Genomic DNA, 12,650 nt, shown 5'->3' on the forward strand with positions numbered 1-12,650 from the left:
TGTCATCTCGCTTGCCCATCTCGGGCTGCACTAGCGTCATGCCACCTTAATAACCGCTTCACGCTAGTCGGCTAAGACATCGATTCCTTGAGTGAGCAGCATTTCAGTTAACAGTATTAAGGGCAGCCCAATAAGGGTGTTAGGGTCTCGGCCTTCTAAGCGATTAAACAAGGCAATTCCGAAGCCTTCGCTCTTAAAGCTACCCGCACAATAAAAAGGTTGCTCTTTATCGACATAAGCGGCGATTTGCGCGGCAGTCAGGTGACGAAAATGCACGGTGAAAGGTTCGACCTGAGCTGTCACTTCTTCAGTCTTGGCATTATAGAGCGCAAGACCGGTATAAAAGGTGATTGCTTTGCCCGAGGCCTGGCTGAGCTGCTTGATCGCATTGTCTCGATTTAATGGTTTACCAATAATTTTGCCGTCAATCACGGCGACTTGATCTGAGCCTATAATTAATCCCTGTGGAAAATGGCTCGCTCCTGCCTCGGCCTTGGCTTTGGCAAGCCTTAAGACTAAGTCTTGGGCGGACTCATTTGCCATGGGGCTTTCATCGATATCTGGATTGCAAGTCTCAAAGGCTAAGCCTAACTTTTGTAATAGTGCTTGTCGGTAAACAGAGGTGGAAGCGAGGATTAACTGGGGCGTCATTGGTAAAAATCCATAAGAAAACCTGACTTATTGTCGCTAACCTGGCCGCTTGAATGCAAGCGAGTGGTGGCAGATTGCATGACTTTGGGACGGTAATCGGGGATTCTTACGATGAGTGCGGCTATTTTAGCCGGCTTACGCTTGTGCGCCGCCCCGTGCTTGGGTAAAATTTCGCTTCCGTTAATTTCAATGTTGGGGCTAGAGAATCACTTAAGTCGCAAACTGGGACTTAAGTTAGAAATTTTTCTTTGACTCTAGCGTTTTCAAACTATAATATGCGCGCCTTATGCAAACAGTAAAGATACCGGTTTCAATTGATCCTTTTCGCGCCGCCTCGAGCCGTTCTACCTATGAGGGGATAGTGCCTGGGCAGCAATTGAGAAGATTAAATGAGTTATGTGCCGGCGACTGTTCCGATGTGGCAGTGTCGATTGAATGTGGCGTAGATTTGCAGGGGATAGTCTACCTGAAAGGGAAGGCTGTGACGGAGCTCACTCTGGTTTGTCAACGTTGCATGACGCTATTTACCACTGAGGTTACGGTCGAGTTTTGCTTCGGTCCATGCCGGACTAAGGCAGAAATCGATGAGCTCCCGGATGCGTATGACCCAATTGAGTGCAATGAGATTGGCGAAGTACGTCTGCATCAATTGATCGAAGATGAATTGATAGTCGCTATGCCTATCATCCCGATGCATGAAGAAACTGATTGCAACATCGGGTCAATGGACATAGTTGTAGGCGAGATCGAACCCGCTCAAGAGGAGCGTCCAAATCCGTTTGCAGTGTTAGAAAAACTGAAGAGCAAGTAATCTAGGAGACAGGGCCAATGGCTGTACAACAGAATAAAAAATCTCGTTCTAAGCGCGGTATGCGCCGTTCACATGACGCACTGAGCACTGCTCAGCTGTCTGTTGACGCTACCAGCGGTGAAGTCCATATGCGTCACAACGTGACTGCTGATGGTTTCTATCGCGGTAAAAAGGTAATCAACAAGTAATTTGTTGGTTTCCTAATGACGAGTCTGACGCTCGCGTTAGATGCGATGGGTGGCGATCATGGCCCCCACGTCACGGTGCCTGCAGCCTTGCGGGCACTAAAATCTCACTCTTCCCTTAAAATCATTTTAGTCGGCGATAAGACTGAAATTGATGTCTATCTGCGTCAAGCAGAACAACCGTTACTCTCACGTATTGAAGTCATTCACACCGATGAAGTGGTGAGCATGTCCGATAGACCCGTGCACGCTTTACGTACCCGCAAAAATAGTTCGATGCGCTTATCGATTGAATTGGTGCGTGACGGACGAGCTGCTGCGTGTGTGAGTGCTGGCAATACTGGTGCCTTGATGGCCATGGCCAAGGTGTTATTGAAGACCTTGCCCGGTGTAGACAGACCCGCGTTGGTCAGTTGTTTACCCTCGGTCACGCAAAAGCCAGTTTATTTATTGGACTTAGGTGCCAATATCTCCTGCGATTCAGAAACGCTTTTCCAATTTGCCGTGATGGGCTCTGTGTTGTGCGAGGCAGTGGATAAAAAATCCCGCCCTAAAGTTGCACTCCTTAATGTGGGCACAGAAGAAATCAAAGGCAACGATCAGGTTCAACAAGCGGCGCAAATACTACAAAACACCGATCAGATTAATTACACCGGCTTTATCGAAGGTGATGAAATCTATTCGGGCAATGTGGATGTGATCGTTTGTGACGGTTTTGTGGGTAACATCACGCTCAAAACCTCTGAAGGCATTGCCAAGTTATTGGTTCATCAGTTAAAACGTGGCCTAACCCAAGGTTTCTTCGTGCGTTTTTTGGCAAAACTCATCGCCCCACGCATTCAGGCGGTCCTCAGCCAGATGAACCCCGACCACTATAATGGTGCAAGTCTGATAGGATTGCGCGGCATAGTTGTAAAGAGCCATGGAAATGCGGATGAAACTGCCTATTTACAAGCAATTAGTTTGGCAGTGACTGAAGCGCAACGTCGACTCCCCGAAATGATAAAAGATCGTTTGGAGTCGATTCTTTTAGATATAAATAACTGATTCCTCCTTATGCATACAAAAATTCTCGGAACTGGTAGTTATCTGCCAGTGCAGGTGCGTAGCAATCAAGATTTGGAAAAAATGGTGGAAACCAGTGACCAATGGATTGTTGAACGTACAGGTATTTCAGAGCGTCGCATCGCGGCGCAAGACGAAACTGTCTCAACTATGGGCTATCAGGCGGCATTAAGGGCGCTCGAGATGGCCGGCATAGAAGCATCAGAGTTAGATATGATCATTTGTGGCACCACAAGTGCGGCAAATGCGTTCCCTGCGGCGGCCTGCGAAATTCAAGCCATGCTCGGCGTACATACCATTCCAGCCTTTGATATTGCGGCGGCTTGTTCAGGTTTTGTGTATGCCTTATCCGTGGCGGACCAATTCGTTAAAAATGGTACCGCGAAAAAAGTCCTCGTGATTGGCGCTGACGTATTATCGCGTCTGTGTGAGCCAGAAGATCGCACTACTATTATCCTATTTGGTGATGGTGCAGGGGCGGCGGTTATCGGCGCTTCCGATGAGCCCGGGATTATTTCAACCCATATTTATGCCGATGGTCGTCAAGGTGACTTGCTTAAGTGCGCCTTCCCACCTCGTCAGGGGGAAACCTCTGAGGCGGTTGGCTTTATGACTATGAAAGGCAATGACGTCTTTAAAGTGGCGGTGACTCAGTTATCCCATGTAGTCACTGAAACATTACGCCTGAATAATATCGACAAGTCGGAAATCGACTGGTTGGTTCCCCATCAGGCTAACTTCCGCATTATTAATGCCACGGCGAAAAAGCTAGACATGAGCTTAGATAAAGTGGTGTTAACCCTTGCCAAACACGGTAATACCTCGGCGGCGTCGGTACCGATTGCCTTAGACGAAGCCGTGCGTGATGGCCGGATCCAACGTGGTCAGCTATTGCTGCTCGAAGCCTTCGGTGCCGGTTTTGCGTGGGGCAGTGCGCTCGTCCGTTTTTAACCGTATCTGGATACGACTAAATTCCTAACTATCGTTATCTTGGTTTGCTGTCCAAGATAACGATTTAGTGTTCAATAAATTAAGTTCGCCATAGGTAATTTGATATGGAAAATGTAGCTTTTGTATTCCCAGGCCAAGGTTCACAGGCTCTAGGCATGTTAGCCGAGCTGGCTGGTGCGCAGCCAATTGTGGGACAAACCTTTGCCGAAGCGAGTGAGGTGTTAGGGTATGATCTGTGGGCATTAGTGCAAGATGGCCCCGTTGAAACCCTAAATGAAACCGATAAAACCCAGCCTGCCTTATTAGCCGCAAGTGTGGCGATTTGGCGTGCCTATGTTGCTTCTGGTAAGGCCATGCCAGCGATGTTAGCGGGTCACAGCCTAGGTGAATATTCTGCATTAGTTTGTGCTGGTGTCATCGACTTTAAAGATGCGATCAAACTGGTTGAACTACGTGGTCAACTGATGCAGCAAGCCGTGCCAGCCGGTACTGGCGCCATGTACGCGATTATCGGTCTGGATAATGACGGTATTGCTAATGCGTGTATTGAAGCCGCCCATGGCGAAGTAGTGAGTCCAGTTAACTTCAATAGCCCAGGCCAAGTGGTTATCGCCGGTCAAAAAGACGCGGTTGAACGTGCCGCTGCGGCCTGTAAAGCGGCGGGCGCCAAAATGGCGGTAGCGTTGCCTGTCAGCGTGCCATCACACTGCGCATTAATGAAACCTGCCGCTGATAAATTAGCCCTTGCGTTAAACGATGTGCAGTTTAATGCGCCAAGCATCACTGTTATCAATAACGTAGATGTGGCATCGCCTACTGCGGTTGCCGACATAAAAGATGCGCTGGTTCGTCAACTGTATTGCCCAGTGCGCTGGAGCGAAACCGTTGAATTAATGGCCGAAAAAGGCATTACCCAGTTAGTTGAGTGTGGCCCAGGTAAAGTATTGACAGGCCTTGCGAAACGCATTAATAAATCTCTTTCTGCCCAAGCAGTTAATGACGTTGCATCCCTTGCCGCGTTAACTGAATAAGGAGTTTGTATGAGTATCAATCTGAGTTTAGCGGGCAAAGTTGCCTTAGTGACAGGCGCGAGTCGTGGTATTGGCCGCGCGATTGCCGAAACCTTAGTCGAAGCCGGTGCGATTGTGGTTGGAACTGCCACAAGTGAGAAGGGCGCCGCAGCAATTCAAGAATATCTGGGTGACAAAGGTTTTGGTTTAGTGCTTAATGTTACCGATAGTCAATCCGTCACCGATTTATTCGATTCGATCAAAGAAAAAGCGGGTGATGTTGATATTCTAGTCAACAACGCGGGTATCACCCGTGATAACTTGCTGATGCGAATGAAAGATGATGAATGGAACGATATCATCGATACCAACCTGACATCATTATTCAGACTATCAAAACCTGTGATGCGTACCATGATGAAAAAGCGCTTCGGCCGGATCATCAATATCGGTTCAGTGGTAGGCACTATGGGCAATGCAGGTCAAGTTAACTACTCGGCAGCAAAAGCTGGTTTGATCGGATTTACAAAATCTCTTGCAAGAGAGGTTGCATCTCGTCAAATTACAGTTAATGCTATCGCTCCTGGATTTATCCAGACCGATATGACTGATGAGCTGACCGAAGATCAGCAAAAAGCTATCATGTCTCAGGTTCCGATGGAACGATTAGGGCAAGCGCAAGAAATTGCTAATGCCGTACTCTTCTTAGCGTCGGATTCTGCCGCTTATATCACAGGCGAGACCTTGCATGTGAATGGCGGAATGTACATGGTTTAAGGGCGGATGGCAGGGATACTGTCGCAACTGAGTAGTGATCTGTATCAATTGGTCGCTAAATTTCGTGGTTAGACCACGAAAACTAAGCTTGCATTGTCAGCCAAATCTAATAAACTACTCGCAATCTTACGCAAGTGCGTAATTTGAATAGGAAAGAAAACTAATGAGCAACATCGAAGAACGTGTAAAGAAAATCATTGTAGAGCAACTGGGCGTTAAAGAAGAAGACGTTAAACCAGCGGCATCTTTCGTTGACGATCTGGGTGCAGATTCTCTGGACACTGTTGAGTTGGTTATGGCTCTGGAAGAAGAGTTTGATACCGAGATCCCTGATGAAGAAGCTGAAAAGATCACTACTGTTCAAGCAGCGATCGATTACGTTTCTAAGAATCAGTAATTCTGAATTCTAGAGAACAGGCGGCAAATATGCCGCCTGTTTTTGTTTTAGCTCCGCCCAATTCTGCAATAGTGCCATTCAATCGTCTCTGGAAGCTGTGTTGCATTTGTCCATGAGATGCTCGCCGCAGATTGGCGAAGACTCTTTATGATAGAAACACCGTTATCTGTCATAACCTTATCTATTTAGCATTAAAAGGTGACTGCCGTGTCTAAACGTCGTGTAGTGGTAACCGGTTTAGGGTTAGTAACTCCCGTGGGTAATACTGTCGATACTACTTGGAAGGCGCTGCTTTCGGGTAAGAGTGGTATTGCACCTATAACCAAATTTGATGCCAGCGAATTCACCACTCGTTTCAGTGGTTCTGTAAAAGATTTTGATGTTGAGCAGTACTTAACCAAGAAAGACGCCCGTAAAATGGACCTCTTTATTCAATATGGTATGGCTGCGGGCATCCAAGCTATCCAAGACTCGGGTCTGGATATGAGCAAAGTAAATCCTGGCCGCGTCGGTACCGCAATTGGTGCGGGCATGGGCGGCATGTGGTTAATCGAACAAAACCACAGCGCACTCTTAAGCGGTGGCCCCCGTAAGATTTCGCCTTTCTTCGTGCCAAGCACCATCATCAATATGATTGCTGGCCATTTATCGATTATGTACGGCATGACAGGCCCTAACTTTGCCGTCACGACCGCTTGTACTACCGGTGTGCACAACATAGGTTTTGCGGCACGTACTATCGCCTATGGCGATGCCGACGTGATGGTTGCTGGTGGCGCCGAAGACGTCACTTGTCCATTAGGCGTGGGTGGTTTTGGCGCAGCTAAAGCGCTGTCGACCCGTAACGATGACCCAACGGCAGCCAGCCGTCCATGGGATAAAGACCGTGATGGTTTTGTCATCGGCGATGGCGCGGGTGTGATGGTGATGGAAGAATACGAGCACGCTAAGGCGCGCGGCGCGACCATTTATGGCGAACTCGTCGGCTTTGGTATGAGCGGTGATGCGTTCCATATGACATCGCCACCAAGCGATGGTGCGGGCGCTGCTGCGGCTATGGTCAATGCGGTGAATGATGCCAAGCTGCCATTTGAAAAAATTGGTTATATCAATGCCCACGGCACTTCAACGCCTGCGGGCGATAAAGCCGAAGCGGCAGCAGTGAAATCTGTGTTTGGCGATCATGCCTACAACCTGCTGGTCAGTTCGACTAAGTCTATGACGGGTCACTTGCTGGGCGCTGCGGGTGCAGTAGAAGCGATTTTCACCCTGCTTGCGCTGCGCGACCAAGCCGTACCACCGACCATCAACCTCGATAATCCAGACGAAGGCTGTGATTTAGACTTCGTTGCGCACACTGCTCGCGATGTGAAATTAGAGTACGCTCTATGTAACTCCTTCGGATTTGGTGGCACTAACGGCTCATTGCTGTTTAAGAAAGTCTAAACTGCGGTTAGCTCGATAAAAAATGCGCCTATTGGCGCATTTTTTATGCCCGAATTGTGCCGAATATCACTTTCTAACGTGCTGATATCCAAATAGTTAACCTTTGTTCATCAAGCTTGTTTAATCCAGCTTGCCGCCGATAATGACAGGCATATATCGCTTAAAAGGATGCTTGTCATGTTAAACCCTCTGGTGATCCCGCTTGTGCCAATCGTTGGCGCCGTAACCGCAAATTTGACCGAACTTATCCGTGGTGAATCCAAAGTTTGGCATCCCAATATGGATATCGGCATGAAGACCTTCACTTTTGCCATTGCCGCATATGTGCTGGTGTGGTTTGCGTTGTTGGTGACCGCCATCAGTGTCGGTGGCAGCAACCATATGTCATCGGGATTTGAAGTGATTGGGCTGTTTTTGGCGGGGTTGGGTATTTACACTTATGGCAAGGGCACTCGCTTTGTTAGCAGCCAATTGCAGTTGTGGTTATATCGTCTAGCGTTGCCGGGATTATTACTCTCCTGTGGGCTGATAAGTTACTTTGGCTAAATCGGTTCTCTTCACTGGGACAATCGCAATTATCTTTACGCTATTGCGCATTTCTATCGTAAACTCAACTTATTGCAAAATCATTGAGCCACAGAGGCTGAATAAGTTGAGGTTATATGGCTGGTATCGATAGACAAATTACCCTGAGATTTTTGTCAGAACCCGCAGATGTGAATTTTGGTGGTAAGGTTCACGGCGGCGCTGTGATGAAATGGATTGACCTTGCGGCCTATGCCTGCGCTGCGGGTTGGAGTGGTAAATATTGCATAACTGCCTATGCGGGGGGAATTCGATTTGTACAGCCGATCCTCGTTGGCAATATTGTCGAAGTTAGCGCTAAGGTGATTTATACCGGCAAGACCTCGATGCATATCGGTATTGATGTGCGGGCAGGGGATCCTAAGGTTTCTGAGCGCCATCTCACGACTCACTGTATCGTTATCATGGTGGCCGTGGATGAAAACGGGCAACCGACACCTGTGCCTGAATGGGTGCCGCAGACTGAGCATGATATTCATCTGCGTGATTCTGCGCTGCGTTTAATGGAGATGCGCAAGAAAATTGGCGCCGAAATGGAAGCCCACGTGCAAAAGTGATTTTGGCTTGTGATACAAAACAAAGGCGCCGATGTGCGCCTTTGTTGTTTCTGTCGAACACAGCGTTTGCTGCTAAGGGCATTATTGCTCTGACGCTCGCCTAAGCGAGTGCTACACTGCCGCCAGCGTTTTTTATTACGGATTGATCCTTTAAGTTGAAACACTTGCTCGCATTTTTTAAGTTTAGGTCGGGTCTTTCTCGGAGTAACATAAGCGCGCGTTCTGCGTGTCGTTAGTCCATTTTGTCAATTCAGTGTTGTCAATTGAGTAGTGTTAATGAACGCAGGGCAAATGTGCGGTGTAAAACGTTTCATCTTGTTTATCAATTAAAGGAATTCCTCATGGCAAAAGTCGCATTTATTGGTTTAGGCGTAATGGGTTACCCCATGGCAAGACACTTACTCAAAAAGGGCCATGAGGTTACTGTGTATAACCGCACTTTTGCTAAGGGACAAGCTTGGGTCGAGAACTACGGCGGTCGCTGCTGCCCAACGCCCAAAGAGGCGGCTATCGGCCAAGATATTGTGTTTACCTGCGTAGGCAACGATAACGACTTGCGTGAAGTGGTATTAGGCAATGATGGCGTGATCCATGGTATGGCGCCTGGCACAGTATTGGTGGACCATACGACGGCTTCTGCTGATGTAGCCCGTGAATTACATAAAGTGCTGGCCGAAAAAGGCATCGATTTTCTCGATGCGCCGGTATCGGGTGGCCAAGCTGGCGCTGAAAATGGCGTGCTGACCGTGATGGTCGGGGGCGATCAAGCCGTGTTCGAGCGTGTTAAGCCCGTAATTGACGCCTTTGCGCGCTGCGCCGAGCGTTTAGGTGAGGTGGGTGCAGGCCAACTCACTAAGATGGTCAACCAAATTTGTATCGCTGGTGTCGTTCAAGGCCTTGCCGAAGCGCTGCAATTTGCCCGCAAAGCAGGCCTTGACGGTGAAAAAGTGGTTGAAGTGATCAGTAAAGGCGCGGCGCAAAGCTGGCAGATGGAAAATCGCTACAAAACCATGTGGGCACAAAACTATGATTTTGGTTTTGCCGTCGATTGGATGCGTAAGGATTTAGGTATTGCCCTAGAAGAGGCTCGCCGTAATGGTTCGCACTTACCGTTAACTGCGTTAGTGGATCAGTTTTATTCTGAAGTTCAAGCCATGGGCGGTAATCGTTGGGACACCTCAAGCTTATTAGCGCGTTTTGAGAAAAACACTAAGTAGGCGGTGATTGCCAAACAGATGACCATCGTGAATTTGATGGCATAAAAAGCCCAGTCATGCACTGGGCTTTTGCATTGATGGGGGATAAAGACGGATTAGTCTGCCCAGCGAATATGGGTGACTAAACTGTGACTCTCGCCGGGAGCCAGCGTTAATTTATCTTCAAGCACATTGGCAGCTTCTAAACACACCATGGTTAGATAGTCTTCGTCATTAAAGCGGGCAAGGCGAGTTGATTTTTCAATCCAAGGATTCCACAGTACGGCCGAGTGGCTATTTTCGCGGCTCACTTCAATCACACCTTGGGGCGTATGTAAGTGTTGTACCGGGCCTAGGTTGGTGTAAACGCGGTCGGTTTCGCGGTCGAATAGCACATCATCTGTCGTTTGCGGGTAAGGCCCTTCGGCAAACTCAATATATTGAGCGCCACTAAAGCCAGTGGCTTTAAGCTGGTGAATATCTTCAATTGGAAAATAGCTGTGTAGTGCTTGAGTGAGCGTAACGGGCACATTGCCGAGGTTAGTGTTAACTAAGCTGATACTTAGGGTTTCACCTAAGGTAAAGAGGACGTTGACTTGGGTATGGTGCGGCCAAAAGACCTTATCTTCTTCACTGATCGTTAAGCTGAAACGCAAATCTACCAGTTGATTACGCATTTCAACCGACTCAAGTGTCCAAATACGGGTACGGGCAAAACCATGTTGCGGAAAATTTGCCTGATTGCTCATGCCAAACCAAGGCCAGCAGACGGGCACGCCACCACGGATCCCATTACCGGGTTGATAGTCATCCGCCGAAGACACCCATAACAAGGGGGGCTTACCTACGGGTTGAAAATGGTCGATTTGCGCGCCCTGTAAAAAAATCCTTGCTTGGCATAACGCAGTGTTCACTTCGACATAATCGAGCCCGTTTGCGTGTTTTTTGGTGGTAACAGAACCCATAGTAACAATATCCTCAACCTGATGACGTATCAGCAATACAGGCACTTAGCTTACAAACTTTTGCACTTGAGCATAAGCCTTTGTTGCGATCAATTTACGGTTTTGCTGTTCGATTGTGCAAACAAAAGTCATTGTACCAAGGTCCAGATGCTTCCTTTTTCAACAGATTTAGCTAAAGTGGTCAGAGCACTTTGTCAATTGTCATAAAAATGAAAGGGAAGCGATTATGCCAGTCTATCAAGCACCACTACGTGACTATCAATTTATCCTCGATGAAATGTTGCATATTTATCAGCAAGATGCCCTAAAAGGCTTCGATGAAATCGACCCCGATTTGGTCGATGCCATCCTACAGGGTATGGCGGATTTCAGTACTGAGGTCATGTTGCCGTTAAATAGTGTAGGGGACGTGCAGGGCTGCAAACTCGTGGATGGCAAAGTGGTTACCCCCGAAGGTTTTGCCGACGCCTATCAGCAGTTTGTCGACAATGGCTGGCCAACACTGACCTGCGATCCCGCCTATGGTGGTCAAGGACTGCCCGAAGTGGTCGGTATTTTCGCCACCGAGATGCAAACCTCGACCAACATGGCCTTTGCCATGTATCCCGGCCTTACCCACGGCGCCTATGCGGCCATTCATGCCCACGGCAGTGAGGCACTTAAACAGAAGTATCTAGCGAAATTAGTGAGTGGTGAATGGACTGGCACCATGAACCTAACCGAATCCCATGCCGGAACCGACTTAGCACTATTGCGTACTAAGGCCGTGCCTGCGGCGGACGGCTACTTTGCGATCACTGGTGAGAAGATTTTTATCTCCTCGGGTGACCATCAATTTACCGATAACATAGTGCACTTAGTGTTAGCACGCTTGCCCGATGCGCCCGAAGGGGTTAAGGGCATTTCGCTGTTTGCCGTGCCTAAAGTGTTAGTGAACAGTGATGGCAGTTTAGGTGAGGCGAACAGCCTCTATGCCAGTGGGCTTGAACACAAAATGGGCATCCACGGTAACTCAACCTGTGTGATGGTATTTGAGGGTGCACTCGGTGAGTTAGTGGGAGAACCCCACCAAGGGCTGCGCGCCATGTTTACCATGATGAACCAAGCACGCCTGGGTGTCGGGATGCAGGGATTAGGCGTGTCCGAAATCGCCTATCAAAATGCCTTGGCCTATGCCAAGGACAGATTGCAGAGCCGCGCCATTAGTGGCGCTAAAGCGCCTGAAAAAGCTGCCGATCCGATTTTGGTTCACGGTGATGTACGCCGGATGTTGTTATCGCAAAAAGCCTTTAATGAAGGTGCTCGGGCACTCGTTGGCCAGCAGGCGCTTTGGCTCGATGAAGCAGAGCGCCATAGCGATCCTGCCAAGGCGAAGGTGGCTGCCCAGTTAGCGGCGTTATTTACGCCAGTGGTGAAAGGCTTTATCACAAATCGTGGTTTTAACGCCTGTGTGGATGCCCAACAAGTGTTTGGTGGCCATGGCTATATCCATGAGTGGGGAATGGAGCAATTTGTGCGTGATAGCCGTATCGCCTTGATTTATGAAGGCACTAACGGTATTCAGGCGCTCGATTTAGTTGGGCGTAAATTGCTGAGTGATCGCGGCGCTGCCATGCAACAATGGTCTGCACTAGTGACTGAGTTTATTCAATCACAGGGCAGAGATCCGCAAATGCAGCCCTATATCAGTGGGCTAATGGATTGCGCCACCGATTTACAAAAGGCGAGCGGTTATATAGCGACCCATGCGGCGAGTAATCCCGACATTATCGGCGCGGCATCAATGGCGTATCTCGAGTTATTTGGCATTACTGCCCTTGCATGGATGTGGGCGCGTACGGCTAAGATTGCCCTGACTGCGTTCGAAAACGGCACACAAGAGGCTGACTTTTACCAGGCTAAACTGAAAACGGCGGACTTTTATATGGCGTATTGGGCCGTGCAGAGCCGCAGCCTGCGTAAACAATTGGAGCAGGCGAGTGAGATGCTAACTACACTCGATGAGGCGATTTTTTAAGTTTTACCTTCAAAGTGTTACAACCCGTCAAAGCCAG

The 12,650-nt window shown here is 48.6% G+C and carries 14 protein-coding genes; 12 read left to right on the top strand and 2 right to left on the bottom strand.

What is annotated here, in order from left to right; translation table 11 throughout:
• Positions 1–63 precede the first annotated feature (63 nt).
• On the bottom strand, positions 64–651 hold the full coding sequence (locus SHD_RS14685) for a Maf family protein (protein ID WP_023267846.1): 588 nt from the start codon (positions 649–651) through the stop codon (positions 64–66).
• A gap of 286 nt (positions 652–937) precedes the next feature.
• Between SHD_RS14685 and yceD the strand changes: the two genes are divergently transcribed.
• The 11 genes from yceD (at position 938) to SHD_RS14740 (ending at position 9,652) form a co-directional block, all read left to right on the top strand.
• Entirely contained in the window at positions 938–1,462 is a 525-nt protein-coding gene (gene yceD / locus SHD_RS14690; RefSeq protein ID WP_023267847.1) for a 23S rRNA accumulation protein YceD, read from the top strand.
• Positions 1,463–1,479: 17 nt separating this feature from the next.
• Complete coding sequence (rpmF, locus tag SHD_RS14695) at positions 1,480–1,650, top strand: 50S ribosomal protein L32 (RefSeq protein ID WP_011072715.1); 171 nt, start codon at positions 1,480–1,482, stop codon at positions 1,648–1,650.
• A gap of 15 nt (positions 1,651–1,665) precedes the next feature.
• Positions 1,666–2,694, top strand: coding sequence for a phosphate acyltransferase PlsX (gene plsX / locus SHD_RS14700; RefSeq protein WP_023267848.1), 1,029 nt, complete (start codon positions 1,666–1,668; stop codon positions 2,692–2,694).
• Positions 2,695–2,703: 9 nt separating this feature from the next.
• Positions 2,704–3,663, top strand: a complete 960-nt coding sequence (locus SHD_RS14705; RefSeq protein WP_023267849.1) for a beta-ketoacyl-ACP synthase III — start codon at positions 2,704–2,706, stop codon at positions 3,661–3,663.
• Between the two features lie 104 nt (positions 3,664–3,767).
• Positions 3,768–4,694: an ACP S-malonyltransferase gene (fabD, locus tag SHD_RS14710; protein ID WP_023267850.1), complete on the top strand. Its 927-nt coding sequence runs from the start codon at positions 3,768–3,770 to the stop codon at positions 4,692–4,694.
• Between the two features lie 9 nt (positions 4,695–4,703).
• Positions 4,704–5,450, top strand: a complete 747-nt coding sequence (fabG, locus tag SHD_RS14715) for a 3-oxoacyl-ACP reductase FabG (RefSeq protein ID WP_011623152.1) — start codon at positions 4,704–4,706, stop codon at positions 5,448–5,450.
• 163 nt (positions 5,451–5,613) lie between these two features.
• Complete coding sequence (gene acpP / locus SHD_RS14720; protein WP_006081231.1) at positions 5,614–5,847, top strand: acyl carrier protein; 234 nt, start codon at positions 5,614–5,616, stop codon at positions 5,845–5,847.
• Between the two features lie 207 nt (positions 5,848–6,054).
• Positions 6,055–7,293: a beta-ketoacyl-ACP synthase II gene (fabF, locus tag SHD_RS14725; RefSeq protein WP_039978489.1), complete on the top strand. Its 1,239-nt coding sequence runs from the start codon at positions 6,055–6,057 to the stop codon at positions 7,291–7,293.
• A 177-nt stretch (positions 7,294–7,470) separates the two neighbouring features.
• Positions 7,471–7,839, top strand: coding sequence for a hypothetical protein (locus SHD_RS14730; RefSeq protein ID WP_039978490.1), 369 nt, complete (start codon positions 7,471–7,473; stop codon positions 7,837–7,839).
• Between the two features lie 116 nt (positions 7,840–7,955).
• Positions 7,956–8,435 (top strand): acyl-CoA thioesterase, encoded by a 480-nt coding sequence (locus tag SHD_RS14735; RefSeq protein WP_011623149.1) that lies wholly within the window; start codon positions 7,956–7,958, stop codon positions 8,433–8,435.
• Between the two features lie 341 nt (positions 8,436–8,776).
• The gene (locus SHD_RS14740) at positions 8,777–9,652 is read left to right on the top strand and encodes an NAD(P)-dependent oxidoreductase (protein WP_023267853.1); all 876 of its coding nucleotides are present in this window, start codon (positions 8,777–8,779) and stop codon (positions 9,650–9,652) included.
• A gap of 95 nt (positions 9,653–9,747) precedes the next feature.
• Here the strand turns inward: SHD_RS14740 and SHD_RS14745 are convergent, their stop codons facing one another.
• Positions 9,748–10,596 carry a D-hexose-6-phosphate mutarotase gene (locus SHD_RS14745; protein ID WP_039978492.1) on the bottom strand — a complete coding sequence of 283 codons (849 nt, stop codon included), beginning with the start codon at positions 10,594–10,596 and terminating at the stop codon, positions 9,748–9,750.
• Between the two features lie 226 nt (positions 10,597–10,822).
• Between SHD_RS14745 and SHD_RS14750 the strand changes: the two genes are divergently transcribed.
• Positions 10,823–12,613, top strand: coding sequence for an acyl-CoA dehydrogenase C-terminal domain-containing protein (locus tag SHD_RS14750; protein WP_023267855.1), 1,791 nt, complete (start codon positions 10,823–10,825; stop codon positions 12,611–12,613).
• The last annotated feature ends 37 nt before the right edge of the window (positions 12,614–12,650 follow it).

The organism is Shewanella decolorationis S12, assembly GCF_000485795.1.
GTDB lineage: Bacteria > Pseudomonadota > Gammaproteobacteria > Enterobacterales > Shewanellaceae > Shewanella > Shewanella decolorationis.

What these genes read in the sequence shown, in the direction of transcription:
- SHD_RS14685 (WP_023267846.1), bottom strand. Translation starts at nt 651, where the DNA reads ATGACGCCCCAGTTAATCCTCGCTTCCACCTCTGTTTACCGACAAGCA.
- yceD (WP_023267847.1), top strand. Translation starts at nt 938, where the DNA reads ATGCAAACAGTAAAGATACCGGTTTCAATTGATCCTTTTCGCGCCGCC.
- rpmF (WP_011072715.1), top strand. Translation starts at nt 1,480, where the DNA reads ATGGCTGTACAACAGAATAAAAAATCTCGTTCTAAGCGCGGTATGCGC.
- plsX (WP_023267848.1), top strand. Translation starts at nt 1,666, where the DNA reads ATGACGAGTCTGACGCTCGCGTTAGATGCGATGGGTGGCGATCATGGC.
- SHD_RS14705 (WP_023267849.1), top strand. Translation starts at nt 2,704, where the DNA reads ATGCATACAAAAATTCTCGGAACTGGTAGTTATCTGCCAGTGCAGGTG.
- fabD (WP_023267850.1), top strand. Translation starts at nt 3,768, where the DNA reads ATGGAAAATGTAGCTTTTGTATTCCCAGGCCAAGGTTCACAGGCTCTA.
- fabG (WP_011623152.1), top strand. Translation starts at nt 4,704, where the DNA reads ATGAGTATCAATCTGAGTTTAGCGGGCAAAGTTGCCTTAGTGACAGGC.
- acpP (WP_006081231.1), top strand. Translation starts at nt 5,614, where the DNA reads ATGAGCAACATCGAAGAACGTGTAAAGAAAATCATTGTAGAGCAACTG.
- SHD_RS14730 (WP_039978490.1), top strand. Translation starts at nt 7,471, where the DNA reads ATGTTAAACCCTCTGGTGATCCCGCTTGTGCCAATCGTTGGCGCCGTA.
- SHD_RS14735 (WP_011623149.1), top strand. Translation starts at nt 7,956, where the DNA reads ATGGCTGGTATCGATAGACAAATTACCCTGAGATTTTTGTCAGAACCC.
- SHD_RS14740 (WP_023267853.1), top strand. Translation starts at nt 8,777, where the DNA reads ATGGCAAAAGTCGCATTTATTGGTTTAGGCGTAATGGGTTACCCCATG.
- SHD_RS14745 (WP_039978492.1), bottom strand. Translation starts at nt 10,596, where the DNA reads ATGGGTTCTGTTACCACCAAAAAACACGCAAACGGGCTCGATTATGTC.
- SHD_RS14750 (WP_023267855.1), top strand. Translation starts at nt 10,823, where the DNA reads ATGCCAGTCTATCAAGCACCACTACGTGACTATCAATTTATCCTCGAT.